General features: G+C 69.9%; 22 protein-coding genes. 11 read left to right on the plus strand and 11 right to left on the minus strand.

The window, feature by feature from the left end:
* Positions 1-85: 85 nt before the first annotated feature.
* From ACFOSH_RS26590 to ACFOSH_RS26600, 3 genes are all read left to right on the plus strand, one after another.
* Positions 86-847, plus strand: coding sequence for a nucleotidyltransferase domain-containing protein (locus ACFOSH_RS26590; protein ID WP_378241787.1), 762 nt, complete (start codon positions 86-88; stop codon positions 845-847).
* Positions 848-911: 64 nt separating this feature from the next.
* Complete coding sequence (locus ACFOSH_RS26595; protein ID WP_378241788.1) at positions 912-1421, plus strand: pyridoxamine 5'-phosphate oxidase family protein; 510 nt, start codon at positions 912-914, stop codon at positions 1419-1421.
* Between the two features lie 8 nt (positions 1422-1429).
* Positions 1430-1555, plus strand: a complete 126-nt coding sequence (locus tag ACFOSH_RS26600) for a hypothetical protein (RefSeq protein WP_378241789.1) — start codon at positions 1430-1432, stop codon at positions 1553-1555.
* 103 nt (positions 1556-1658) lie between these two features.
* Here the strand turns inward: ACFOSH_RS26600 and ACFOSH_RS26605 are convergent, their stop codons facing one another.
* Positions 1659-2465, minus strand: a complete 807-nt coding sequence (locus ACFOSH_RS26605; RefSeq protein WP_378241790.1) for a SigB/SigF/SigG family RNA polymerase sigma factor — start codon at positions 2463-2465, stop codon at positions 1659-1661.
* A 185-nt stretch (positions 2466-2650) separates the two neighbouring features.
* Between ACFOSH_RS26605 and ACFOSH_RS26610 the strand changes: the two genes are divergently transcribed.
* From ACFOSH_RS26610 to ACFOSH_RS26620, 3 genes are all read left to right on the plus strand, one after another.
* Positions 2651-4093 carry an aminotransferase class I/II-fold pyridoxal phosphate-dependent enzyme gene (locus ACFOSH_RS26610; RefSeq protein ID WP_378241791.1) on the plus strand — a complete coding sequence of 481 codons (1443 nt, stop codon included), beginning with the start codon at positions 2651-2653 and terminating at the stop codon, positions 4091-4093.
* A gap of 40 nt (positions 4094-4133) precedes the next feature.
* A complete protein-coding gene (locus ACFOSH_RS26615) occupies positions 4134-4511 on the plus strand; it encodes a VOC family protein (protein WP_378241792.1) in 378 nt (125 codons plus the stop codon).
* Between the two features lie 95 nt (positions 4512-4606).
* Positions 4607-5389 (plus strand): ANTAR domain-containing protein, encoded by a 783-nt coding sequence (locus ACFOSH_RS26620; protein WP_378241793.1) that lies wholly within the window; start codon positions 4607-4609, stop codon positions 5387-5389.
* Between the two features lie 6 nt (positions 5390-5395).
* Here the strand turns inward: ACFOSH_RS26620 and katG are convergent, their stop codons facing one another.
* Positions 5396-7630 carry a catalase/peroxidase HPI gene (gene katG, locus ACFOSH_RS26625; RefSeq protein ID WP_378241794.1) on the minus strand — a complete coding sequence of 745 codons (2235 nt, stop codon included), beginning with the start codon at positions 7628-7630 and terminating at the stop codon, positions 5396-5398.
* A gap of 23 nt (positions 7631-7653) precedes the next feature.
* Positions 7654-8079, minus strand: a complete 426-nt coding sequence (locus ACFOSH_RS26630; protein WP_378241795.1) for a Fur family transcriptional regulator — start codon at positions 8077-8079, stop codon at positions 7654-7656.
* Positions 8080-8455: 376 nt separating this feature from the next.
* Between ACFOSH_RS26630 and ACFOSH_RS26635 the strand changes: the two genes are divergently transcribed.
* Positions 8456-9418: a hypothetical protein gene (locus tag ACFOSH_RS26635; RefSeq protein ID WP_378241796.1), complete on the plus strand. Its 963-nt coding sequence runs from the start codon at positions 8456-8458 to the stop codon at positions 9416-9418.
* Here ACFOSH_RS26635 and ACFOSH_RS26640 read toward each other — a convergent pair.
* The 4 genes from ACFOSH_RS26640 to ACFOSH_RS26655 are packed head-to-tail and all read right to left on the minus strand — an operon-like array spanning position 9394 to position 14148.
* Positions 9394-10776 (minus strand): MATE family efflux transporter, encoded by a 1383-nt coding sequence (locus ACFOSH_RS26640; RefSeq protein ID WP_378241797.1) that lies wholly within the window; start codon positions 10774-10776, stop codon positions 9394-9396. The two genes, ACFOSH_RS26635 and ACFOSH_RS26640, sit on opposite strands and share 25 nt — an antisense overlap.
* Positions 10773-11831 (minus strand): PLP-dependent cysteine synthase family protein, encoded by a 1059-nt coding sequence (locus ACFOSH_RS26645; protein WP_378241798.1) that lies wholly within the window; start codon positions 11829-11831, stop codon positions 10773-10775. The genes ACFOSH_RS26640 and ACFOSH_RS26645 overlap by 4 nt, the downstream gene beginning before the upstream one ends.
* Entirely contained in the window at positions 11828-13174 is a 1347-nt protein-coding gene (locus ACFOSH_RS26650; protein WP_378241799.1) for a Y4yA family PLP-dependent enzyme, read from the minus strand. The genes ACFOSH_RS26645 and ACFOSH_RS26650 overlap by 4 nt, the downstream gene beginning before the upstream one ends.
* The gene (locus tag ACFOSH_RS26655) at positions 13165-14148 is read right to left on the minus strand and encodes an ornithine cyclodeaminase (protein WP_378241800.1); all 984 of its coding nucleotides are present in this window, start codon (positions 14146-14148) and stop codon (positions 13165-13167) included. Before ACFOSH_RS26655 ends, ACFOSH_RS26650 begins: the two co-directional genes overlap by 10 nt.
* 107 nt (positions 14149-14255) lie before the next feature.
* Between ACFOSH_RS26655 and ACFOSH_RS26660 the strand changes: the two genes are divergently transcribed.
* A complete protein-coding gene (locus tag ACFOSH_RS26660) occupies positions 14256-15557 on the plus strand; it encodes an amidase family protein (RefSeq protein WP_378241801.1) in 1302 nt (433 codons plus the stop codon).
* On the opposite strand, the gene ACFOSH_RS26665 is transcribed toward ACFOSH_RS26660, so the two are convergent.
* Entirely contained in the window at positions 15548-16414 is an 867-nt protein-coding gene (locus tag ACFOSH_RS26665) for a LysR family transcriptional regulator (RefSeq protein ID WP_378241802.1), read from the minus strand. The two genes, ACFOSH_RS26660 and ACFOSH_RS26665, sit on opposite strands and share 10 nt — an antisense overlap.
* A gap of 94 nt (positions 16415-16508) precedes the next feature.
* Here ACFOSH_RS26665 and ACFOSH_RS26670 point away from each other — a divergent pair, with 94 nt between their 5' ends.
* Both ACFOSH_RS26670 and ACFOSH_RS26675 read left to right on the plus strand, forming a co-directional pair.
* A complete protein-coding gene (locus ACFOSH_RS26670) occupies positions 16509-17048 on the plus strand; it encodes a cysteine dioxygenase family protein (RefSeq protein ID WP_378241803.1) in 540 nt (179 codons plus the stop codon).
* Positions 17049-17486: 438 nt separating this feature from the next.
* A complete protein-coding gene (locus ACFOSH_RS26675; RefSeq protein ID WP_378241804.1) occupies positions 17487-18356 on the plus strand; it encodes a poly(ethylene terephthalate) hydrolase family protein in 870 nt (289 codons plus the stop codon).
* 35 nt (positions 18357-18391) lie between these two features.
* Here the strand turns inward: ACFOSH_RS26675 and ACFOSH_RS26680 are convergent, their stop codons facing one another.
* Genes ACFOSH_RS26680 through ACFOSH_RS26690 form a run of 3 tightly spaced genes read right to left on the minus strand, consistent with a single transcriptional unit; the run spans position 18392 to position 21901 of the window.
* Positions 18392-20659, minus strand: coding sequence for an ATP-binding protein (locus ACFOSH_RS26680; RefSeq protein ID WP_378241805.1), 2268 nt, complete (start codon positions 20657-20659; stop codon positions 18392-18394).
* 1 nt (position 20660) lies between these two features.
* Positions 20661-21554, minus strand: a complete 894-nt coding sequence (locus tag ACFOSH_RS26685; protein WP_378241806.1) for a hypothetical protein — start codon at positions 21552-21554, stop codon at positions 20661-20663.
* Complete coding sequence (locus ACFOSH_RS26690) at positions 21551-21901, minus strand: hypothetical protein (RefSeq protein ID WP_378241807.1); 351 nt, start codon at positions 21899-21901, stop codon at positions 21551-21553. The genes ACFOSH_RS26685 and ACFOSH_RS26690 overlap by 4 nt, the downstream gene beginning before the upstream one ends.
* 57 nt (positions 21902-21958) lie before the next feature.
* On the opposite strand from ACFOSH_RS26690, the gene ACFOSH_RS26695 reads away from it, so the two are divergent.
* Positions 21959-25195 carry a CHAT domain-containing protein gene (locus ACFOSH_RS26695; protein ID WP_378241808.1) on the plus strand — a complete coding sequence of 1079 codons (3237 nt, stop codon included), beginning with the start codon at positions 21959-21961 and terminating at the stop codon, positions 25193-25195.
* Positions 25196-25330: the final 135 nt, after the last annotated feature.

The following is a 25330-nucleotide window of genomic DNA, read 5'->3' on the forward strand; positions in this document are numbered from 1 at the left end:
CTTCGAGGGTAAGGGGGTGAACGGGGTCTCGCGCGCTCAAAATCCGTCGCGCGAGGAGGGCGGCGCGCCTAGGATCGTTCGCACGATGAACGACGAGACCTTCCTTGCCCACGTGGCCGACAACCTCGCCGCGCTGCCCGCCGCACAGGCCGTCACCCTCGGCGGATCGCGCGCCCAGAACACCCACGGACCCGGCAGCGACTGGGATTTCGCCGTCTACTACCGCGGCGGCTTCGACCCCGCGGACCTGCGCGCCGTCGGCTGGGACGGCGAGGTCTCCGAGATCGGTGCCTGGGGCGGCGGCGTGTTCAACGGCGGAGCCTGGCTCACGATCGACGGCAGGCAGGTCGACGTCCACTACCGCGACCTCGACGCCGCCGAACACCACCTCGCCGAAGCGTGGCAGGGCCGGTTCCACTGGGAGCCGCTGATGTTCCACCTCGCCGGTGTCCCGAGCTACCTGCCTGTCGCCGAACTCGCCGTCAACCGGGTGCTGCGCGGTGACCTGCCACGACCGGAGTACCCGGAAGCGTTGCGTGCGGCGGCTCCGCCGATGTGGCGGGGCCGCGCGGAACTGACCCTTCGCTACACCCGTGGCGCCTTCGTCCCGCGCGGGCAGGCCACGGAGGTCGCGGGCGCGCTGGCCACCGCCGCCATGGAGACGGCGCACGCGGTACTGGCGGGCCGCGGCGAATGGGTCACCAACGAGAAGCAACTGCTGCGGCGGGCGGGATTGCGCGATGTCGACGCGATCGTCGCCGGTCTGCGGGCGGATCCCGGCGTTCTGGCCGGGGCGGTACACGAGGCGGAAGCGCTGTTCCAGGCGGCGGATCTCGCCAGTAAGTAGCCGGAATCGCCCGATTGGATTGTCCGATTTGGCCGACCGGGGCCGCCGGGTTCTGGTTGTCGCCATGTCCACGACCGATGTCTCCGCGCTCGCGCGGACCACACTGGCGGCGCACCAGTCGCTGTACCTCGCCACCGCCGGCGAATCCGGCCCCTGGGTGAACGGCGTCTTCTTCGCCGAGTCCGACCTGTTCACCCTCGTTCTCGTGCTGGAACAACGAGGCCGAACCCTCGCCGCGCTGCGGGGTAACCCGGGGGCCTCGGTCATCGTCTCCACCGGCTCACCCGCCGACCCGTTCCTCCAGGCGATGGTCCGCGCCGAGATCCTCGACGGCGAACGGGCCCAGACCGCCCGTGAGCTGCTCGTGGCGAAGGTGCCGTACGTCGCGCCGTTCCTGGACACGCCCATCGAGACGGGTCCAGCTGGCCGTGGAGTCCTGGCGGGTCACCGACATCCCCAACGGAATGCTGCCCGGCAAGGAACTGGCGGCCGTCTGACCCGTTGTGGCGCGGGTCACGGAATGACGGGCGATCTTGAGCGCTACAGAGAGATAAGACCCGTTCCGTATCCCTAGGGAGTGACATGTCCGCCACCACCACGCCGGAAGAGACCGCTCTGGCCGTCCCCGCGCTCGACGACTTCGACTTCCCGCTCACCGACGGCGCCGCTTGCCGCATCGACGACCCCGACTGCGAAGCCTGCCAGTAAGCGCCTCGTGAGTCCTGGCTACGGCTGGCTCCAGGTGGTCGTGAGTGGCAAGTGGGGTTAGAACGACACTTGCCACTCACGAGTTCGCTGGGCGAGCTGTTCGCTACGCGTTGAGCCTGCTTCGCAGGTCCTGAAGGATCTTCGCGAGCAGACGGGACACGTGCATCTGGGAAATCCCCAGGCGGGCGGCGATCTGCGACTGGGTCAGGCCGTCGAAGAACCGCATCACGATGATCGCCCGATCCCGTTCCGGCAGCCCTTCGAGCAGCGGCACCACGGTGTGGCGGTCCTCGATGAGCTCGAACCGGGAATCCAGTTCCCCCACCACGTCGGACAGGGGAAGCGTCCCCTCGCCCTCGTTGACCGGCTTGTCCAGGGACGACGTCTGGTAGCTGTTCGCGGCGAGCAGGCCCTCCCGGACGGTGTCGACGTCCACGTCCAGATGACCGGCGAGTTCGGACGGGGTCGGCGCGCGGCCGAGGAGCTGGGTCAGTTCCGTGGTCCCGCGGGACAGCCGGGTGCGCAGCTCCTGCATCCCGCGCGGGACGTGCACCGCCCAGCCGGTGTCGCGGAAGAAGCGCCGTACCTCGCCCATGACCGTCGGCACCGCGTAAGCCAGGAAGTCGCCGCCCTGCCAGGGATCGAACCGGTCCACGGCCTTCATCAGGCCGATCCGCGCGACCTGGATCAGGTCTTCCTTCGGCTGACCGCGTCCGCCGAACCGCACGGCGATGTGTTCCGCGATCGGCAGCAGCTCGAGGATCAGGCGCTCGCGCAGCCGCTCGTGCTCCGGATGGCCGCCGGGCAAGGCCGCCATCTCTTCGAACAGGGGGCGGCAATGCGAGTACTCGTCACTCCGCCGCCGTGTCCTGGTACTCGGGCGGTTCTCCAGCAGAGACGGTGCGTTCATCGACGACTCACCTGTCCCTTTTGGACCGTCATGATTCTCCTCCCGTCGGCGAGCCGTGGATACCCGGCGGGTAAGTACGGCAAACATCGGCGTCGCGACGTTCGGCCATGGTTCGCCGGTGCGCGGACGGGGTACACGCGAGCCACGACGAAGGAAACCGCCCTCGGCCGCCGATCGGAGGCAGGATGGACCACTCGCGCGCACCGGTGCTGGAGGCGATCGCGGCTTACCGCCGCGCCGGCGGGCTCGCCTTCACCCCACCGGGGCACAAGCAGGGGCGCGGCGCGGACCCGCGGGTGCTGGCGCTGCTCGGCCGGGACGCGTTCGCGTCGGATCTGCTCACCCTCAACAGCTTGGACGACCGGCGGATGTCGCACGGCATCCTCGCGCAGGCACAGAAACTCATGGCCGACGCGGTCGACGCGGAACACACGTTCTTCTCCACCTGCGGCAGCTCACTGTCGGTCAAGAGCGCCATGCTCGCCGTCGCCGGACCGGGTGAACGACTCCTGGTCTCCCGTAACGCGCACAAATCGGTCGTCGCGGGGCTGGTGATCAGTGGTGTACGCCCGGTTTGGGTCCGCCCCAGGTACGACGAGGAACACCACTTGGCGCATCCTCCCGGCCCGGAAGAGACCAAGGCCGCGCTGACGGAGAATCCCGACGTCAAAGGCATGTTGCTGATCACACCCACTGACTACGGCACCTGTGCCGACATCCGCGGCGTCGCTCGTGCCTGTCACGACGCGGGCAAGCCGTTGATCGTCGACGAGGCGTGGGGTGCCCACTATCCGTTCCACGACGACCTGCCGACCTGGGCGATGGACGGCGAAGCCGACCTCTGTGTCACCAGCACGCACAAGATGGGCAGCGGACTCGAACAGGCGTCGGTGTTCCACCTGCGAGGCGACCGGGTTTCGGCGGATGTGCTGAAGGCGAGGGAGGACCTTCTCGGCACCACGAGCACTTCCGCGCTGCTGTTCGCCTCCCTCGACGGCTGGCGGCGGCAGATGGTCGAACATGGCGAAGAGCTGCTGAGCAAGGCGCTGGCGCTGGCCGCTCGGGTCCGCGAAGAGGTCGACAGCATCTCCGGTCTGCACGCGCCGGCCGACGAGTTCCACCCTTTGGCCTTCGAGCACGACCCGCTCAAGATCGTGATCGATGTCGCCGGGCTCGGTATCACCGGCTACCAGGCTGCCGACCATCTCGCCGAACGTCATCTGCACACCGGCCTGTCCGATCACCGGCGGATCGCGGTGCAGATCACCCACGCCGACGACGAAGAGACGGTTTCGGCCCTGCTACAGGGCTTGCGCGGGCTGGCACGCCACGACTTCGACCGACGGCCGCCGGTCGAGCTGCCGTCCGGTGCCGAACTCACGCTGGAGATGCGGATGCTGCCCCGCGACGCGTTCTTCGCCGACGCCGAGCACGTACCGCTGGAGAAGGCCGAAGGGCGCGTCAGTGCCGAAATGATCAGCCCTTATCCGCCCGGCGTACCGGCGATCGCTCCCGGCGAGGTGTTCACCGACGCGATCGTCGAGTACCTCCGTACCGGCGTCCGGACGGGGATGTTCATCTACGACGCCGCGGATCCCGGCCTGGACACGGTCCGCGTCGTCGGCTGAAAGCCGGTCATCCACTCGGGGCGAGCGTTACCCTCGCCCCATGGCCTGCCGAATCACCGAACTCATCCTCGACTGCGCCGATCCGGTCCGGATGGCCGCGTTCTGGTGCGAAGTGCTCGGCTACGTCGAGATCGGCAAGGAAGGCGAAGACATCGAGATCGGCCCGCCCGGCACCGGGTTCGGCGGCCCGCAGCCGACCTTGATCCTGAGCCGCAGCGACGATCCGAAGCCCGGCAAGCTCCCCCTGCACCTCGACGTGAACCCCACTGACCGCGAACAGGACGCGGAGCTGGAGCGGCTGCTCGCGGCCGGCGCGCAACCCGCCGACGTCGGACAGACCGGTGAAGAGTCGTGGCATGTCCTCGCCGACCCCGAAGGCAACGTATTCTGTTTGCTGCGCAAGCGGGTCGCCCCCTGACTGCACCGTCCACATAGGACTCCCAGGTCCTCGGTTGGCGGTGTACGGCACTGGGTATCCGATGAAGGACACGAAAACCTACGGGATGGTCACTGATGGTGGACGAAGGACTCTGGCGGCGGGACAAAGCCGACTTCGGTGCGGGCGGAGACACGTCCGCGGGGCCGTTGTCCGACCAGTTCGTCGAGCTCACCCGCCTGCTGCTGGCCGCCTCGACCCCGGCGCAGGTCCTCGAACAGATCATCGACGCCGCGTACCGGGTGGTGCCGGGCGCGGATCTGGTGTCGGTCACCCTCCGGGCCCCGGGCGGGACCTTCCATACCCCCGTCTCGACCGGCGAGGAAGCCCTGGAGCTCGACGAGGTGCAGTACCGCGCCGGGACCGGCCCCTGCGTCGATGCCGCCGACAGCGGCAGCCCCGGTTACATCCGCAGTGAGGACCTGAAGGCGGAGAAGAGGTGGCCTGACTTCTCCGAGGCCGCCGTGCGGCACGGCTACACCGCGATCCTGTCCACCGTGCTGGTGCCCGACGCGAATCCCCCCAGGCTGCCCGGGGCGCTGAACATCTACAGCCGCCGCCCCGGCGCTCTCGACTCCTTGGCTCAGGACACCGCGCTGCTGCTGGCCACCCACGGTTCGCTCGCCCTGGCGAGCACCAGCGCCGTGAACCGGGCGGAGCTGGAGGCGAGTCATCTCCGGCGGGCCGTCGAATCCCGCGACGTCATCGGGCAGGCGAAAGGGATCCTCATGCAGCGACGCGGCCTGACCGCCGACGAAGCCTTCGACCTGCTGCGCCGCACCTCCCAGGACCTCAACGTCAAACTCTCCGAGGTCGCCCGCACCCTCGCCACCCGGCACACCGAGCTCGACACACCCTGACACGCGTCAGGCGAGGTCGAACCGGTCCAGTTCCATGACCTTCGCCCAGGCCGCCGCGAAGTCGGCGGCGAACCGTTCGCGGGCGCTCTGGCCCGAATAGACCTCGGACAACGCCCGCAGCTGCGAGTTGGAGCCGAAGACGAGGTCGACCGCGGTGGCGGTCCACTTCACCTTGTCCGTGGCCACGTCCCGGATCTCGTACACGTTCTCCTCGGACTCCGACGCCTTCCACCGGGTGCCCGGTGAGAGCAGGTTGGTGAAGAAGTCGTTGGTGAGCACGCCGGGCCGGTCGGTGAGGACGCCGTGCCGGGTATCGCCGTGGTTGATGCCGAGGGAGCGCAGACCGCCGGTGAGGACGGTCATCTCGGGAGCGGTCAGGCCGAGCATGTACGCGCGCTCGACGAGCAGCGTCTCCGGCTGCAGTTTCTCACCGGCACGCAGGTAGTTGCGGAACCCGTCGGCACGCGGTTCGAGGAGCGCGAACGAGTCGACGTCGGTGTCCTCCTGCGCGGCGTCGGTGCGACCCGGGTGGAACGGCACGGTCACCTCGGTGCCCGCGTCGCGCGCCGCCTTCTCGACGGCGGCCGAGCCGGCCAGCACGATCAGGTCGGCCAGTGAGATCTTCGCGCCACCGGCGTCGTTGAACTCGCGCCGGATGCCTTCCAGGGTCTCCAGGACGGTCGCGAGCCGCTCAGGTTCGTTGACCTCCCAGCCACGCTGGGGTTCCAGCCGGATCCGGGCGCCGTTGGCACCGCCGCGTTTGTCCGTGGAGCGGAAGCTCGCCGCGGCCGCCCACGCGGTGCCGGCCAGCTGGGCGACCGTGAGACCCGATTCGAGCACCTTCGCCTTGAGCACGGCGATGTCGGCGTCACCCACCAGATCGTGGTCGACCTCCGGGACCGGGTCCTGCCACAGCTGCGGTTCGGGCACCCACGGCCCCAGGAAGCGGCTGACCGGGCCCATGTCGCGGTGCAGCAGCTTGTACCAGGCCTTGGCGAACGCCAGTGCGAACTCGTCCGGGTGCTCCAGGAAGCGGCGCGAGATCCTCTCGTACGCCGGGTCGACGCGCAGTGCCAGATCCGTCGTGAGCATGGTCGGCTTGTGTTTCCTGGCCGCGTCGTGGGCGTCCGGGATGATCGCCTCGGCGTCCTTGGCGACGTACTGCTTGGCGCCGCCGGGGCTCGTGGTGAGCTCCCACTCGTAGCCGAAGAGGATCTCGAAGAACCGGTTGCTCCACCGCGTCGGAACGTCGGTCCAGGTCACCTCGAGACCGCTGGTGATCGCGTCGGCGCCCTTGCCGCTCTCGTGGCTGCTCAGCCAGCCGAGGCCCTGCGCCTCGATCGGGGCACCTTCGGGCTCCGGGCCCACGTGGTCGTCGGCGATACCCGCACCGTGGGTCTTGCCGAAGGTGTGACCGCCCGCGATGAGCGCGACGGTCTCCTCGTCGTTCATCGCCATCCGGGCGAAGGTCTCCCGGATGAAGTGCGCCGCCGCGGCCGGGTCCGCGTTGCCGCGAGGCCCCTCCGGATTGACGTAGATGAGCCCCATCTCGGTCGCGCCGACCTCGGGCACCATCTCGGTGTCACTGGCGTAGCGATCTTCACCCAGCCAGGTGTCTTCCGGCCCCCAGGAGATCTCCTCGGGCTCCCACGTGTCCACGCGGCCGAAGCCGAAACCGAACGTCTCGAAGCCCATCGACTCCAGCGCGACGTTGCCGGCGAGCACGATCAGGTCGGCCCACGAGAGCCGCTGGCCGTACTTTTCCTTGACCGGCCACAGCAGCCGCCGCGCCTTGTCGAGGTTGGCGTTGTCCGGCCAGCTGTTGAGCGGGGCGAACCGCTGCCCGCCGTCACCGGCGCCGCCGCGACCGTCGTGGACGCGGTACGTACCCGCGGCGTGCCAGCTCATCCGGATCATCAGGCCGCCGTAGTGGCCGAAGTCGGCGGGCCACCAGTCCTGTGAGGTGGTGAGCACCTCGGTGATGTCGCTTTTGAGCGCTTCGACGTCGAGTTTGGCGAACTCCTCGGCGTAGCTGAAGTCCTCGCCGAGCGGGTTGGCCTTCGCCGAGTGGACGTGCAGCACCGAGAGGTCGAGCCGGTTGGGCCACCAGTCCTGGTTGGTGCGCGGGCGAGCGCCCGGCTTCGGCTTCGGCGCGTCGATCGCCGGGTTCTCGCTCTCGCTTCCGTGCGCGGTCACGGAGTCCTGGGCCACGGGGCAGCCTTTCTCCGGGGTGTCACTCATTTTCTTCCTTCCGAGCAGGCGAATCATCGCTGGACGGGTTCGGCCGCGCAGCCGGGGCAGACACCCCAGTAGACGACCTCCGCCTCGTCGACCGCGAAACCGTGGTCACCGGAGGCGGTGAGACAGGGGGCATGGCCGACGGCGCAGTCGACGTCCGCGATCGCGCCGCAGGAACGGCACACGACATGGTGGTGGTTGTCCCCCACCCGGGTCTCGTAGCGGGCGAGCGCGCCGGCGGGCTGGATGCGCCGGATCAGGCCGGTTTCGGTGAGCGCCCGCAGCACGTCGTAGACCGCCTGGTGGGAGACCGTGGGAAGGTCGGCCCGCACCAGCGCTGTCACCGTTTCGGTGTCGACGTGCGGATGGTCTCGCAGCGCCGCGAGCACGGCCAGCCGAGGCCGGGTCACGCGCAACGAGACCGCACGCAGTTGTGCCTCGAAGTCGGACATCACCGAAAACGATAGGAGCCTGTCTGGACTCGGTCAAATCACACGCCGCGGAAATCCCCCGGTCAGGTCTCGTGAGTGGCTACGACGGTTCTCTTGAGGGGTAAGGCAAACCTGGCGTGTTTTGTGGACGGTGTCGGTGACTCTGCGCGAAACCGGGTCTGGGGCGTCGACTGTGTGGATTTTGGTGCGTTGGATGACCGGAAATCCCCACACCCCTCACCCTGAGTGACACCACACGCCCTCGCCGGACACGTCGACCCGACACTTTCGCCCTACCCCTCAATAACCGTCGTAGCCACTCACGAGGCCCGCGACCGTTTGAAAAGGATCACTTTCGGGTATCAGGTATTCGGGGCATGACTCACGGGGTGGATTCATGACGAAGAACGGGAAAGGCAAACCGCCGGACCGCATCGAGACCATCGACGTCGAGTGCCTCGAAAGCGCGGTCGACGTGCTGCGCGCGCTGGACTACCGGCAAGGCGGCGCCTTCAGCCGGGACGCGGTGCACGTCGTGAAAACGGTGAGCCGGCTGCTCCATTGGGGCGCGGTCCCCGGCGCGCTCCGTTCACGCCTGTTGACCGTTCTCGCCGATCTGCACAATCTGCTCGGCTGGACCGAATTCGACATCGGCCGCCGGATACCGGCGGCAATCCGGTTCGACCGCGCGCTCGATCTCGCCGTCGAGGCCGGAAACGACAATCTCGTCGCCAATATCTGTTATCGCCTCGCCAGGCTGGCCCTGCACCATGACGACGTCGAGGGCGGGCTGAGTCACCTCCGCCGGGGGCAGGCGGCCGCCCACCGGTCCGGTTCCCGGCGGGCGCGGGCGATCCTGGCGGTCAACGAAGCCTGGGCACTGGCCAAAGCCGGTGACGAGCGGGCCGCGCTGGTGAGCCTCGCGCGGGCGGAGAACCAGTTCGAGCGGGCGAACACGTGGAGGCCCGCCCTCCCTTGGGAGGCCTTCTTCGGCACCACGGACATGGCCGCGATGCGCGGTACCGTCCTGACCGAACTGGCCCAGACGGTCACGCCCCGGCACAGCGACGAGGCGATCGTCCGGCTTCGCGACGCTACCGGCCGCTACGGCGCGGAAATGTCCCGCAGCCTGGCGCTCACCCTGAGCATGCTCGCGCAGAACCACGCGCTCCAAGGCGATTTCGACGAGGCCGTCCGCACCGGCACCGAGGCCGTGGACCTGGCGCGCGGCCTCGGTTCCACCCGGACGAAGGACCGGCTGGCCCCGCTGGCGGCGCTGCTGCGTGCGCGCACGACCGATTCCGGCTCCCGTGAGCTGCTCGACCGGATCGACCGCTATCGCGCCGAACCCGTCCCGTAGCCGGCGAAACGCCGTCCGAGCAGCGCCGCCGTCGCCGCGAAACCGAGACACAGACCGGCCCAGACTCCCCAGCCGCCCCAAGCGAACACGGAGGCGAACAGGAGCATGGCAGGCACGCCGACAGCCCAGTACCCGACGAGCGTGCAGCGGAGCCCGGAAGCGGTGTCGCCGAGCCCGCGCAGCAGTCCGACGAGAATGTTCTGCGTCCCCTTGGCGTACTGCTGCGCGATGGCGAACACCAACAGGGTCGACGCGGTTCCCAGCACCACCGCGTCGGCGTCGTCGTGCAGGAACGGCCACACCAGGATCCCTGGCACCACTAGGTATCCCAGGCTCACCACGGCCATGAAGGACCACGAGAGCGTGAGCGCCTGACGGGCGATCTCCGGAACCCGCCGGTTTTCATCATGGGCGATCGCGCGACTGACCAAAAGGGACGATCCCTGCGACAGCCCGATATTGGCCTGGTAGACGATGTAGGCGAGCTGGTTCACGACATTCGAAGCGGCGAGCATCGCCGGGCCGAAGGCGCCCATCAGCATCGTCGCGATCGAGGTGATGGCGGCTTCCGAGCCGTAGGTGAAACAGATCGGGGTCCCGTGCCGGACGATCCGCCGGACCACCGCGGGATCCGCGCGCCAGAGCGTGAGCGACACCATCGGGCGCAGCCGCGGGTCCCGGCGGACGGCCGAGGCGAACACGGCGAGGGTGAAGAACTGGACCAGCGTCGTCGCCAGGCCGATCCCGGTGACGCCGAGTGCGGGCAGTCCCGCCCAGCCGTAGACGAAGGCCGCGTTGAGGGCGGCGTTGACCGCGATCGACACGCAGGTCACGCCGAGGAGGGATCCCGGTCGCCGCAGCCCGACGGCGAACTGCCGCAGCACGTTCAGCCACACCATGGGGAGCAGCCCGCCCGCCAGCGCGAACATCATCGCACTGGCGAGCGAGGCGATCTCCGGCTGCTGGCCCAACAAAGGCAACGCGGCCGCGAGTCCACAAAGGACGGCCGCGCCGAGTACCGCGGTCAGGGTCGCGACGAGCAGAGCCGACCGCAGGAGCGACCGGATCTCGTGCCGCGCGCGCTCGTCGAGTCCGTCCGTCCCGGTGCGGAGTTCCCCCGCCCCGGCCGCCGTGGCGACGAGGTTCCCGACGCCGGTGACCATGCCGACGCACATGGTGCGGATCTGGTTGTAGAGCAGGATCGCCAGGCCGCCCGCCGCCACCGCGGTCACTCCGAGCAGGCCGAGCATGGCCAGGTCGACGCTGGTGAGCGCCACCTGCGCCAGCTGGATCCCCGCGATCGGCGCGGCCAGCGCGACTAGCGCCCGGTAGCCGCGCGTCGCCACCGCCGTGCTCACGCGCCCACCGCCACCGGGGCCGGACGGGCCGCCCGGTCGCGCGTGGCCACCCGCACGGACTCGGCATAGGTGGTGAACCAGCGATCCATGCGGCGGTGGGCGAGCTCGTCGAGCACTCCCCTGGCGCGCAGCCATTCGTCGTCGTAGACCGAGTCGAGGTACTTCTCCCCGGCGTCGTTGCACAGCACCACGACGACGCTTCCGGCCGGATACGCGTAAAGCCGCCGCAGCGCGACGTGGATCGCGCCGCCGGTGGTCCCGCCGACCAGCACGCCGGTGCGCCGGGCGACGACCCGTGCCCCGGCGAAGGCGTCACTGTCGGACACGCGGCAGGCTTCGCCGATCACCGACCGGTCCACGTTGTCCCCGACCGGGAATCCGGCGGGACTGCCCGCCCCGGTCTGGTGGTAGATCCCCGGCGCGCCACCGAAAATGATCGAGCCGACCGGTTCGACGGCCACCGCGTGGGTGCCCGCTCCCGCCTCGCGCAGGGCGCGGGCGGTCCCGCACAGGGAGCCGCCGGTGCCGATCGCCGCGACGAGCACGTCGACGGCGCCGAGCTGCCGCACCAGTTCCCGCGCCAGCCCGGCGTAGCCGTTGCCGTTGCCGGGATGGTTGTGCTGATCGGGATGGTAAGCCCCGGTTTCGGCGGCGATCCGGGCCGCGACCCGTCGCCGCTGGACCGAGCTGACCCCGCCGCCCGGCGGGCAGTCGACGAACACCAGTTCCGCGCCCAGCGCGCGCAGCATCCGGAGCTTGTCGCGGGCGGCGTGGTGGTCGACGACGGCGGTGAACCGGTAGCCGCGTTCCAGCGCGAGGAGCGCGAGCCCGTTCCCGGTGTTGCCGGAGGTGGGCTCGACGATGTGCCCGCCCGGCCGCAGCCTGCCTTCGAGTTCCGCGTCGTCGATCATCCGCCTGGCCATGCGCACCTTGCACGAGCCGGTCGGGTTGAGGTGGTCGAGTTTGAGCAGGAGCCGCGTCCCGGTACCGGTGCGCGCGAGCTCCAGCAACGGCGTGCCCCCGATCAGGTCGGACGCGCGCTGGACGATCGTCATCGGATCTCCTGGATCGGGTGGTCGGTGTCGACGTGCCAGCGGTCGCCGTCGAGAACCACCTTCGGCGGCAACGGGAGCTGATGGAACCCGCTCTCGTTCTTGTCCATCTGGTAGCCGGCCGTGTTGGGGTACACGAGCAGGTCGCCGGTCCTCGGCCGCGCGGGCAGCTCCACCGCGCGCCAGGTCAGCACGTCGTACTCCATGCAGCTGGACCCCGCGACGACGGTGCGCACCGGTGCGCCGCCGGGGCCGTCCTGGCGCACGAGGACCGGATCGGGCAGGAACTCACTGCCCTTCCACTGTTCGGACAGGCTCATGGACAGGCCCGCGACCGTGGTGATCAAGTGGTCTCCGGCGGGTTTGCAGCCCAGCACCGGGAAGACCGAGAACCCGGCGCCGTCGACGAGGGCCCGGCCGGGTTCGAGCAGGAGCTCGATCCCGGACTCCCGCAGACGTTCCGCGAGCGGCTTCCCGGCGATCTCGTGCCGCAGGACGGCGGTGACCATGGCCGCGCCGGTCGGCGTCTGGTGGTACGGATAGGTCCGCGCCGGGTTGCGGGAGGCGTGGAACCAGCCGTCGTGCCTGCCGGATTCGAACCGCGCCCAGTCCTCGGCGTCCACATAGGACACCGCGATCCCGCCGCCGATACTGATCTTCGACGCGGGATGCCCGAGCGCGCGGGCGTCGTGGCACAGCTCGATCAGGGACGCGGCGAGTTCCGCCCGCGGCACGACGTCGTAGCCGTCGAGGTGGAACGAGAAACCCCGCAAGACGACAGGGCCCGCGCAGTGCCGCACAGCCGTGGCCAGCGCTTCGGGGGCGAAGCCGAACCTGCTCTCCGGCGCGGACGGCGGTCGCACGCGCAGCAGCACTTCGGCCGTCTCGCCGAGTTCCGCGGCCAGCCGCGCGACGCGTTCCAGTTCGTCGGCCGCGTCCACCGCGATGAGACAGCGGTGCCGCAAGGCGAGCCAGAGGAGACCGTCCGGCTTGGCGGCGCCGGTCACCCCGATCGCCTCCCCGCGCACCCCGTTGCCGAGGGCGTGCACCAGTTCGGGCACGCTCGCGACGTCGACCCCCGTGCCGGGCCGGGTGCATTCCCGCAGCCACGCCGCCGCCTTGTTCGCCTTCTTCCCGTAGTAGACGGTGCCCTCGACACGCTCGGCGGCGAGCGCCGCGAGCAGTTCCCCGAGGTTGTCGGCGAAGGAGGCCGGATGGAGCACGTGGAACGGGCCGCCGCCGAGGCCGCGGGCGATCTCCCACAGCGTCTCCGAGCCACGCAGCCGGTGCGCCCAGGGACGTTCGAGCGCGGGCAGGGGCGGGGACAGGGTGTCGATCAGGTCCACAGTGCCACCTCGCGGCCGCGGCCCGCCGCGATGGCGCGGGCGGCCAGCGCGTGCGCCACCGGGATGTCGGTGATGATCATGCCGCTGCTGAACGCGAACACCCGGTCTTCGGCGCCCCGACGGCCGGGCGCGCGGCCGGCGAGGATCTCGGGAAGTTCGGCGTCGACACGGAAGACGCCGTCCGGGCCCGCCATCCGCCGTCCGGTCACTTCGACCTGCGCGCCGCTGGTGGCCACGGTGTAGTCGGCTTCGGCGAGCGTGCCCTCCTGGACTCCCTTGCTGGCGACCGAGATCAGCAACCCGCCCGGCGGCAGCCAGCCGAGCCGGATCTTCGGATGCGCGGCCCGGCCGGAGGCGGCGACCACGATGTCGGACTCGCGCGCCGCGGCCTCCACGTCGTCGACGAGTTCGACCTCCCTATCCGGGAACCGGTCCTCCATCGCGGCGACACTGTCGCGAAGACCGTCGGGATGCGTGCCGAACAGCCGCAACCGGTCCAGCTCCGGCACCGCGGTGAGCAGGTACGGCAGCGTCCGGATCCCCTGCGCGCCGGTGCCGACCATGAGCACGGACCGCGCGCCCGGCCGGGCGCAGGAACGCGCGATCAGCGCGGTGCTGGCGGGGGTGCGGGTGGCACCGACGCGGTGGCAGTCCATCAGCGCGAACGGCAGGCCGGTGGTGTCGTCGTAGAGGGTGATCGTCGTGTAGTACTTCTCGGCCGACGTGCCACCCTGCCGGTAGCTGGTCTTGAACGCGGCCTGTTCGAGGGAGCCGTCGTAGCCGAGCATCGAGTACGCGACGGCGTCCCGCGCGGGATCCGGCATCGGCATCATCAGCTTCGCCGGGTTGCGCGACGCTCCGGACGCGTAGGCCAGATAGCCGTCTTCGACCATCGTGATCGCCTCGTGCGGGGTGAGCTCGAGGTTGTGCAGGTCCGTACGCGTGAGGATGTGCAGCGAGGGGCCGGGGTTCATGAACGGTCGACCTTTCTGGTGGACGGGTAAAGCCCGGCCGGAGCTTAATGAAAATGATTGTCCTTATCGACAACTGTGGTCCTTGTCACGCTAGGCTGACGGCCGTGATGGGGTCTTGGAGAGCCGCGGAAAGCCGCTCACGCGCGGAAGAAGCCGAAGATCTCCACGCCATCGCCCATCTGGCACCGGAGGACCACTCACCGGGATCGGCCGGACCGCTGGCGGGCGTTCCGCTGGTCGTCAAGGACAACATCCACGTCGCGGGTATGCCGAACACCGCGGGCACCCCGGCGCTGGCGAACCACGTCCCGCGCGAGCACGCGAGCGTGGTCCGGCGCCTGATCGACGCGGGCGCCGTCGTCCTCGGCAAGGCGACCATGCATGAGCTCGCGTTCGGCATCACCTGCGACACGACACCGGTGGGGCCGGTCCGCAACGCCTGCGACCCGTTCCGCTTCGCCGGGGGCAGCAGCGGCGGGACAGCGGTCGCCGTCGCGGCGGGAATCGTCCCGGCGGGCCTGGGCACCGACACCGGCGGGTCGGTGCGCGTTCCCGCCGCGCTCAACGGGGTCTGCGGTTTCCGGCCCACCACGGGCCGCTACCCCTCCGACGGCATGACACCGCTGAGCCACACCCGGGACACGGCCGGGCCGATCGCCCGCGGGGTCGCCGATCTCGCGCTCCTCGACTCGGTGCTCGCGGCCGAGGAGCCGGGAGCCCTCGCCGAGATCTCGCCGTCGGAGATCCGGCTGGGCGTGCCGCACGGCTTCTCGACCGGCGATCTGGACGAGGAAGTCGAAGAACTGTGGCTGGCCACCCTTGCCCGTCTGCGCGCGGCCGGGGTCACCCTGGTGCCGGTCGACGACACCCGGCTGGCCGAACTCGGCGCGGATCAGGGAATGCCCCTGGTGATCCACGAAGCGGGCACCGGGCTCCGGTCCTACCTCGACCGGTACGTGCCCGACGTGTCGTTCGAGCGACTCGTCCACAAGGTCGCCGCACCCGACGTCCGCGCGATCTTCACCGAGTCGGTCGTACCGGGTGTCGATCCGGCCGTCTACGAGGCGGCCCTCGCCACCCGCTCGGACCTGCGCCACACGTACACGAGGATCTTCGGCGAGAACGGCATCGACGCCCTGGGGTTCCCCACGACACCGGCGACGGCCAAGGAGTTCTCGGCCGTCGGGAACTTCGTCCACCGCGGACGCGTGGTCCCGACGTTCCCGACCTTCATCCGCAACTGCCAGCACGGCAGCATCGCGGGCTTCCCCGGCCTGACCGTCCCGATGGGGCGCGACCGGAACGGCCTGCCCGCCGGGCTGGCGCTCGACGGCGCTCTCGGCGAAGACCGGAGACTGCTGGCGATCGGGGCTTCCGTCGAGCGGGTCCTGGCGAATCGTCAGGCGTGAACGCTGCTCCGCAGCGCGTGGATGAGCGCGGCGGCGGCGGGCGGATCCGGCGGATCGCCGTACGTGACGGCGTAGATCTGGCGAGGATCCTCGGCCAGTTCGGTGGCGTGGATTCCCGGCAGCCGGTGCGCGCGCAGCGCCAGCCGGGGCAGCGTGGTGACCCCCATCCGGGCGGCGACCAGCGCCTGCATGACGACGATGTCGTCGCTGACCAGCGAAATACGCGGGGCGAACCCGGCTCGTCCGCAGATCGTGACCAGCTCGTCCTGGCATCGGCCGCAGCCGCCGATCCAGGTGGAATCACGGTGATCGGCGACGGTCTGCCCCGGTTCGCTGGAGATCAGATAGATCGGGTCTTCGAGCAGATGGACCAGCCGCAGCCCGTGTTCCTCGCGCGGCGTATCGGCGTACCGGAAGATCAAGGCGACGTCGATCTGCCCTTCCCGCAGCATGCGCAGCGCTTCGCCCGGCTGTTCGTCGACCAGCCCCAATTCGATCCCGGGATGGGCTCGGGCCAGCGCGGCGGCCGCCCCGGGGACGATGGTGCTCAGGATCGACTGGAACCCGGCCAGCCGGACCCGCCCGGCGCGTAACCCGACCTGCGCGGCCAGCTCGACCTCGGCGCCTTCGACCCGGCCGACGATCTCGGCCGCGCGGGCGGCGAGCAGCTTCCCTTCCGGGGTGAGCCGGATACCGCGGCCGATCCGCTGGATCAGCCTCGCGCCGGTGGCGGCTTCCAACCTCGCGAGATGGTGGCTCACCGCCGGTTGGGTGTAATGCAGTTCCTTCGCCGCCGCGGTCATCGAACCGTGTCTGGCGACAGCCGCCAACACCGTGAGCTGGACCAGATTCAGCATACATAAAGAGTACCTATGAAAGCGAAAGAACGTCGTCATTGGACGCCCGGCGAACAGCGGACCACGATGGGAAGCGACCGGAAGGAGAACACAAATGACCGTCGCGCCCGCCGAAGTCAGACCCGGCCTCGCGGAACTGATTAAAAGGCTTCGTCAGTGCACCGGGCGAAGCGCCGAACCCCACGCCACCGCACAGGCCGTGGCGTCGGTTCTCACCGAGCTCCGGCCCACTCCGCTGCTCCTCACCGAGGCGGAACGAGAGGGGTCCGCCGCCGGGTACACCCGCACCACGCTGCACGCCGAGTCCGCCTTCTCGATCACCGCGCTGGTCTGGCGGCCCGGCCAGCTCACCGAGATCCACGACCATCTGGTGTGGTGCACTTTCCTTGTCCTCCAAGGAACCGAGACGGAGAACATCTTCGACATCGACGGCGACAGACTGGTCAGGACAGCCCAGCGGCAACGCCCGGCGGGCTCGGTCAGCGGCGTCGCACCGCCCGACGACATCCACCAGGTGCGCAACGCCGGCGACACCGTCGCCATCACCTTGCACGTGTACGGCGCCGACCTCAGCAAGGGGACCAGCGTGCGCCGCAATTACCAGCTGCGCGGTGCCCCGACCTATAACTCGTGAGCATTGCTCCATTTCGACCAAGGCGCTCATCTCGATGCCGATACCCGGCCATTTCCGGCGGCAGGGAAAAAGGCGTACCCGCACATTCTTCACCCGATCGCCGAGGCATTCGGGTCAGCGGCCCGCACCCCCAGGCGCCCGGCCGTTCGCTTTTCGGCCAGTCGACTGCGCGCAGTGGCTAGCGCCGTGATCGCGCCGGCGGGCATGCTTCGCGCATGGGCCGCCCCGGACCCCGGCGGCCCACCCGACCGAGGTCGCGTCCTGTCACCGGGATGACAATCACAAGCCGGCGAATTCGCCTTCGCATAATAGTTTCGAGAAGGCCGGGAATATCCGGCCGGTTATCGGTAGTTTCCACGACGCGTGTCCTGTCGCGATTCCGCTATACCTGGAAAGCCGTTCCGGCCTCGGAACGGCTTTTCCGAAAGGACATGCGCGATGAAGCGTGGACCACAGTGGGCCGCCGGGGTGCTGGGTGCGGTGATCGCACTTCTGGTGGCGGTGCCGGGGACGTCGGGTGCCGCCGTCGAGGAAAGTCCCTATGCGCGCGGACCGGCTCCGACGAAGGCCGGTATCGAGGCGGATCGCGGCTCGTTCCGGACAGCCACCGAGCAGGTCCCGGCCGGGCAGGGTTTCGGCGGCGGGACGATCTGCTACCCGACAGACACCGGCCAGGGCACGTTCGGCGCGATCGCCGTCGCGCCCGGTTTCCTGGAAACGGAGGGGGCGATCGCCTGGTACGGCCCGCGGCTGGCGTCCCAGGGCTTCGTCGTCATCACGTTCTCGACCAAGAGCACCTGGGACACCCCTGACAACCGGTCCGAGCAGCTGCTCGCGGCGCTGCGCTACGTCACCGACACGAGCAAGGCCAAAAGCCGCGTCGACCCGTCCCGGCTCGCCGTCATGGGGCATTCGATGGGTGGCGGCGGTTCCTTGATCGCGGCCCAGAAGGCACCGACGTTGAAGGCGGCCATCCCGCTGACGGGCTGGAACCCGAACACGACGTTCTCAGACGTCAAGGTCCCCACGTTCGTCGTCAGTGCCCAGAACGATTTCATCGCGCCGGACGGAACGCATTCCCGCCCGTTCTACCAAAGCCTTTCCGCGTCCTTGGACAAGGCGTATCTGCTTTTGGCGGGCGTCGGCCACATGGCGCCGACACAGCCGAATGTCACCATCGCCAAATACAGTATCTCGTGGCTGAAACGCTTCGTGGACGAAGACACCAGGTACGACCAGTTCCTGTGCCCGCTTCCGGCTGACGATCCGAAGATCGCCGAGTACCGGGGAACCTGCCCGCTCGGCTGAGCACTCGCCCGCTGTGGCCTCCGAGAACCCGGAGGTCACAGCGGCTCGTGCCCGGCGACCCAGACGGCCAGCCGGGTGCGGTTGGTGAGGTCGAGTTTGTGCGAGATGTGCTGCAGATGCGTCTCCACGGTGCGCCGGGCGATGACCAGCCGGGCCGCGATCTCCCGGTTGCTCAGCCCGGCCGCGACCAGCCGCGCGATCTCCGACTCCCGCCGCGTCAGCGGTGGAAGAACGGACCGCTCGCTCTCCGGGTGAGCGAGCGGTCCGGCCAGGGCCTCATGCGGATTCCGCCGCTGTCCCAAGGAGAACGCCGCGTCGAACTCACTCGCCCCCAACGCTTCCCGGGTGGCCCCGTGGAACGTCTGGCGGGTCGCCGCGAGGGCGACATCGGGCTCGGCGCCGCAGCGGTCCCAGAGTGTCGCGGCGGTCCCGAACAGTTCCGCCGCCCGGACCCATTCCCCGCGCCGCGCGGACACCCAGGCCAGCCCGTCCACCCGGTACGCCGCGGACAGCACGTCGGACGCGCGGAGATCGATTTCCAGCGCGGAGCGGATGAACCGTTCGCCGTCGTCGAGATCGCCGCCGAAGCCGACCTCGGCGACCCCCAGCCCGAACAAGGCCATGGAGCGATACCGGTTCTCCCCCGCCTCCTCGCACCGCGAGCGCATCGAGCCCAGCAGCGTCCGCGCTCCAGGAAGGTCCCCTCGGTAGGCCAGCGCGACCCCCTGCAGGAACATCGGATGCATCTGGCGTCGTACATCGCCCCGTTCACCGAAGACCCGCACCGCCTCCGCCGCGTGGGCCAGTGAGTTCGGCTCGGTGGACAGCATCAGCACGAAGGCCCGCGCGTGGGCGACGTAGGGCGCGGCGTTGTCGTCCTCGATCGCCTCGGCGGCGGTCAGCCGCTCCCGGGCACGCGGCAGATCCGCGTGCAGCGCCGCGCAAAGGGCCGCGATCGCCAGGCCCCTGGCCCGGCCCGGAGTCTCGGGTCCCGCCGAGGCGAGCGCGCGGTCGATCCAGTCACGCACTTCCCAGGCGGCACCACGGGCCACCCAGTATTCGATCATCCCGGTGGCCATCTCCAGCGCCACCGGGCTTTCCCCAGGGGTGCGAAGCGACCATGACAGCGCTTCACGGAGGTCGGCGTGCGCGGCCGTCAACCGCTCGTCGGTCTCGTCCTGTCCGGGTCCGAACCACGTGTCGGCGGCCTGCTCGATCAGCCGGGCGTAGTGGTCGCGATGCTTCCTCGCCACGGCGGGCTCTTCACCGGAATCGGCGAGCCGGTGCCCACCGTATTCGCGGAGGAGGCCGAGCATCCGGTAGTGGACCCTGTCCGTGCCGTCGACGCGGGCCAGTACCGATTTGTCGACCAGCCCGTCCACCGCGTCCAGCACGGCCGACCCGGCTCCGAGTGGACCGCAGACGTCCTCGGCGGCGGACACGTCGAACTGCCCGGCGAACACCGAGCAGCGTGCCCAGACCGTCCGCTCGGCCTCGTCACACAGGGAATGACTCCATTCGATGGTGGCGCGCAGCGTCCGGTGCCGCTCGACAGACAGCCGGAGACCGGTGGCCAGCACGCTCGAATTCCGCTCGACCCGGTCCGCGATCTGCGACGGCGACAGGACGCGGATCCGGGCCGCCGCGAGTTCGATCGCCAGCGGCAGCCCGTCCAGCCGCCGGCAGAGGCGGACGACATCCGCGGCATTGCTTTCGGTGACCTCGAACGAGGGCAGGACACTGCCTGCCCGCTCCACGAACAGCCGTACCGCGCCGAACGCGAGCGCCTCGGCAGGTGTCCCGATCTCTTCGGGCGGCACGGCCAGGGGCTGGATCGTCAGGACCTGCTCACCGGCGATCCCCAGCGAGCACCGGCTGGTGGCCAGGACGACGAGGTCCCGGCAGTCGCGCAGCAACGCCGTGATCAGGCCCGTGCTGCCGTCGAGGAGATGTTCGCAGTTGTCCAGCAGCAGCAACGAGCGGCGAGACCGCAGGTACGACACCACGGCGTCGGTGTCGGTCCGCGCCGCCGTGTCGTACAGGCCGAGGCTGTCGGCGACCGTGCGCGCGACAAGACGTCCGTCCCGCAGCTCGCTCAGTCCGGCGACAGCCACGCCGCCGGGGAAAGCCCGGGTGAGCGAACTGGCGACCTGAGCGGCCAGGCGTGTCTTGCCCACGCCGCCTGCGCCGGTCAAAGTGACCAGGCGCCCCACGCCGAGCAGCCGCCGGACCTCGTTCTCCTCGTCCGCGCGGCCGACGTAACTCGTCAGGGGCCGTCGCCCGACCTCGTTGTCGCCCGCCATTTCAGCGGCCCTTGCGGAAGATCGCGGTCACCTGCGCGCCCTCGTCGACCTCCATCGGCCCTGTCGAGCGCCGGGTCTCGACGCCGACGGCGGTCGCCAGCGCGCAGCCGTACAGGTCGAGCGCGGATTCGGCCAGCGAGGTCAGATCGGTGATCGCGGACCGGCCGCGGACCCAGCCCGTCGTGCCGATCACCACCGCCATCACGAGTGCGGGCCACCACAGCGCGCCGAGCAGCAGCGTCGGCCAAGCCCAGCCGGCGACCGTGATCGCCGCCGCGAACGCCCCGTTGGCGGCGGAGATCTCGGCCCGCGCGGTCTCCGGCATGGTGAGCCACAACCGGGGCCACGCGAACGGAAGATCCAGGCCGTACCGCCCGGCCGCGATCGCCTCGACGGCGTGGATCCGGTCCCCCATCCAGGTCGGCCTGCCCGGTCGCGCCATCGCGACCGCGTTCATCCGCGCGGTGGCACGGTCGATCTCGTCCTGCGTCGAGGCGCTTCGGGCTTCCGACGGCTGCGCGGCCTCCAGCTCCTGCCGGTGCCGCAGGCGCCGTTCCCACCTCCGGACCCGCCGGGCCGTCAGGATCGTTCCCGGCCACTGGCCCAGCCACAGGGTGCGGGTGACCGGCGCCATGGCCTGGACCAGCAGACCGACACCGGCCGCCGCGAGCAGTGCCGCGACGAGCACGACCGCCTGCACGGTGCCCGCCCGGCCGGCGATGGACGTCGCCGCCGTCGTGAACACCTGCGACGCCATCGAGAGGTCCAGCGCGTGCGCGTGCCCCAGCCGGACACCGACGAGCGCGACGGCGACGAACAGCGCGCCGGGTACGAACAACAGCCCGATCCACCGCTGTGCGAGGGTCTTCGCCAGTTCCTTGAAGAAGTCGCTCATCGAAGGCGTTTCATCGCCGAGTCGGTCAGCCGGCAACGGGGCACCGGCCCGGCGGGAACGGGCCGTTCCTCGCGCGAACAATGGCCTTGCGGGCAGCCGAACAGTTCCTCGTGTGCCCGGCCGGTGCCGGCGCCGGGCAATCCGCCGTGCAGCGAACGGTTTCCGGTGGCCGGGTCGATGCCGAAGTACCGGGTGAGCAGGCCGGAGATCGGCCTGCCCTCGGCCGCGGCCCGCTCTATCCGGGTCAATTGCCCGTGTTTCGTCTCGTCGAGCCGCGCGACCTCGGCACGCAGATCCGGCAGATCGAGACAGAACCGGGCCACCACTTGCCGTTCGGCGTCATCCATCCGGTTCTTCCCCTCTTTGTCCCTTTTCCTGCGCTTCTGGGGGTACGGTATCGGCTGGTGGCACATTACGAGGCGCTGAACCGATTGTCCGGGCTGCTGACCGACTTTCAAAGATCGGGCGAGCCGGAGAAGTTGTTCACGACGGCGGCCACGGCCGACGCGGATGCTTTGACGTCGCTCGCGCTGTCCGGCGCCGACGACCACTGGGCCACGGCGTGCCAGGTGCTCGGCTGGTGGCATTTCTTCCGTTGCTCCGTTCTGACCACGGACGCCAAGTACGCGGAGTTGGCCAGGGCGCTGGTCTTTCTCTCCCGGGTGGCGGCCGAACCGGCCGCGCTGCCCGAGCCGGTGCGAGCGCTCATCGGCCCTGCCGCCGACGCGGACACTCAGGCCGAGATCGGACGTGATCTGCTGCTGGCAGGCTCACGCTCCCCCGATCCGCGGTTGCTCGACGCCGGGATCATGCTGCTGTCGGCGGCCACCGCGGCCGACGATCCACGCGCCGGCAGCCGGATGGCGCTGCTCATCGTGGGTCTCCAGTGGCGTTACCGGCGTAGCCGTCGCATGGACGATCTGGAACGGGCCGTCGAAACCGGGGAACGCGCGATCCGGCTCCTCGCCCCGGATCATCCGGAACTCGCGGGAATCCTGTCGAATCTCGGCGTGGTGTTCCGCGCCAGGTACGCGCGGACCGACGCGATTCCGGATCTGACCCGCTCGATAGAACTGACCACGACTGCGGTGAACTCGTGTGCCGAAGACGACCCGCGGCGCGTGGCGAGCCTGTCCAATCTCGCCGACACCTATTGCGAGCGATCGATCAGGACCGGTGACCTCGGCGACCTGAGCACCGCGATCGACTGTGCCGAGCAGGCGTTGGCCCTCATCCCCGCCGGAGACCCGGAGCACGCGAGCAGTCTGGCCAGTGTCGGCGCGATCCACTTCCGCCGGTACGAGCGGCTGGGCGACGTCGAAGATCTGCGGCGCGCGATCGACTTCGAGGAGCGGGCCCTCACGGCGGCACCGGATCTGCCCAAGCCGCTGACCGACCTGTGTGTGCTGTATCGCGAGCGATACCAACGGCTCGGCGACGTCGCCGACCTGCGCCGTGCCGTCGAGTCGGGTGAGCGGGCCCTGGCGTCGCTGCCCGATGGCGACGCGCGCCGGGCCACCCCGGCGTCCATGCTCAACCTGGCGTGTCGCCACCTCTACGAGGCGACACAGGAGCCTGCCCAGTTGCGGCGCGCGATCGACTACGGCAGGCAGGCGGTGGCGGCGAGCCCGGCCGGTTCGCCGGACCGGGCGAGCGCGCTGGGCAATCTCAGCCCGGCGCTGCAACGGCTCTACGGGGACACCGGTCTGCTGTCGGATCTCCAGCAGGCCATCGACGTCGACGAGGAAGCGCTCGCGCTGCTGCCCGACGGTCATCCGAGCCGCATCACGTCCCTGTCCAATCTCTGCGTCGCCTACCGGAGCCGAGCGGAGCACACGGAGGCGTCCGCCGACCGGGCACACGCCATCGATCTGGGTGAGCAGGCGCTGGCCGCCATCCCCGCCGACGATCCGACGCGGATCGTCACCGTCCGGATGGTGTCCGCGGCGTACCGGGAACAGTTCAAGCACCACGGCGACATCGCCACCCTGAACCGGGCGATCGAACTCGCCCATCTGGCGCTGGACACGCTGCCCGCCGATCACCCCACCCGTCACCGCTGCTTGTCCGAACTCAACACCGTCTACCAGCTCCGGCACCGGCATTCCGCCGACGTGGCGGACATGCGGCGCGGTATCGAGTTCCAGGAGCAGGCGCTGGCGTGCCTGGAGACCGGCCATCCCGAACTGGCCTTGGTTTCCGCGAACCTCGGCCAGGCGCACCACCAGTTCGCCGACACCACAGGCCGTCCCCTGGGCGAAAATCGCCTTGGCCCCCTCATCGACGTGATCGTCGAATCGGCGGCCACGGCTTCGATGACGCAGCAGGTGCGCTCGTATCACGTGGCGGGCCGGGTGGCGACGGTGCTCGGTGACCACCTCCGCGCCACGGCGCTGCTGGACTCGGCCACCGCGCTGTTGGCGTCGCTCCCGCAGTCGGGCGCGGACTGGCGCGACCGCGAATACCGGATCGGCCAGTACACCGGGCTGGTGCGGGAAAGTATCGCCGCGCACTGCGCCGTCGACGATCCGGCGGGCGCCGTCGAGGCCGCCGAACGCGGCCGGGGCATCCTGCTGGCCGCCGAACTCGACGTCGGCGTCTTCGCCACAGCGGCTTTCCCCGAACTGCGGACGGCGGCGGCCGACGGCGCGGTGGTCCTGGTCAACACGAATCTCCGCCAGGGCGAAGCGATCATCGTCACGGCCACCGGCGACCCGATCCTCGTCCGCCTGCCCGGCCTCGGCGGCGACGGACTGCACGAGCGGGTCCAGCAGCTCATCGACGTCAACCAGCAAAGCGGTTTCGCCGCCGCACTGCGCCGGCGACGGGTCGTCCCGGACATCGTCGGCTGGCTGTGGGACGTGGCCGTCGCCCCGATCCTGGCCGCGCTACCCGGCACACGCCGATTGTGGTGGATGCCGACCGACCTGCTCGGCCTGTTCCCGTGGCACGCCGCCGGGCATCCGGGCGAACCGGGCGCGCTGGACGCCGTGGTCTCCTCCTACACGGCGACCCTGCGCACGCTGGCCCACGCCCGATCCCGCCCGCCGTCGGCCGAACGCCGGCAACTGACCGTCGCCGTCCGCGACGTCCCGGGCGCGACGCCCCTGCCCGCCACCGTCAGCGAGGCGGAACACCTCCACGGCACCCACCCGGATCTGCCGCTGCTGATCGACGAACACGCCACGGCCGACGCCGTACTCACCTCACTGCGCGAAGCGACGTGGGCCCACTTCGCCTGTCACGCCGACGCCGATCTGCTCGTCCCTTCCCGCGGTGGAATCCGGCTCCACGACGAGATCCTGACGCTGTCCGACATCAGCCGCCTGCGGCTGGCCGACGCCGAACTGGCCTACCTGTCCGCCTGCTCGACCGCGAACCCGGGCATCACCCAGGCCGACGAATCACTGCACCTGGCGTCGGCGTTCCAGCTGGCCGGCTTCCGCCACGTCATCGCCACCCTGTGGCCGATCGCCGACGACATCGCCGCCACCACCGCCCGCGAGATCTACCGGCACCTGGAGGGAACGCCGTCCGCCGACTCCGCCGCCCACGCCGTCCGGCGGGCCACTCTCGACCTGCGCGCCGAACACCCGGACCGCCCGGATCTGTGGGCCTCGCTCATCCACAACGGTCCCTGACAGCAAGCCTTCTTCGCAGTAGGGAACTTCGCGGCACGGTCTGAACTGACCCAACGGGAGCCGGTCGCGATCTCTACTGTCCACAAAGGACAACATGTCCGGTCGTTGTGCCCAGGGTAAGGCAAACGTGTCATT

Origin of the sequence: Amycolatopsis speibonae (genome assembly GCF_042647925.1) — a bacterium.
Classification (GTDB): Bacteria; Actinomycetota; Actinomycetes; order Mycobacteriales; family Pseudonocardiaceae; genus Amycolatopsis; species Amycolatopsis speibonae.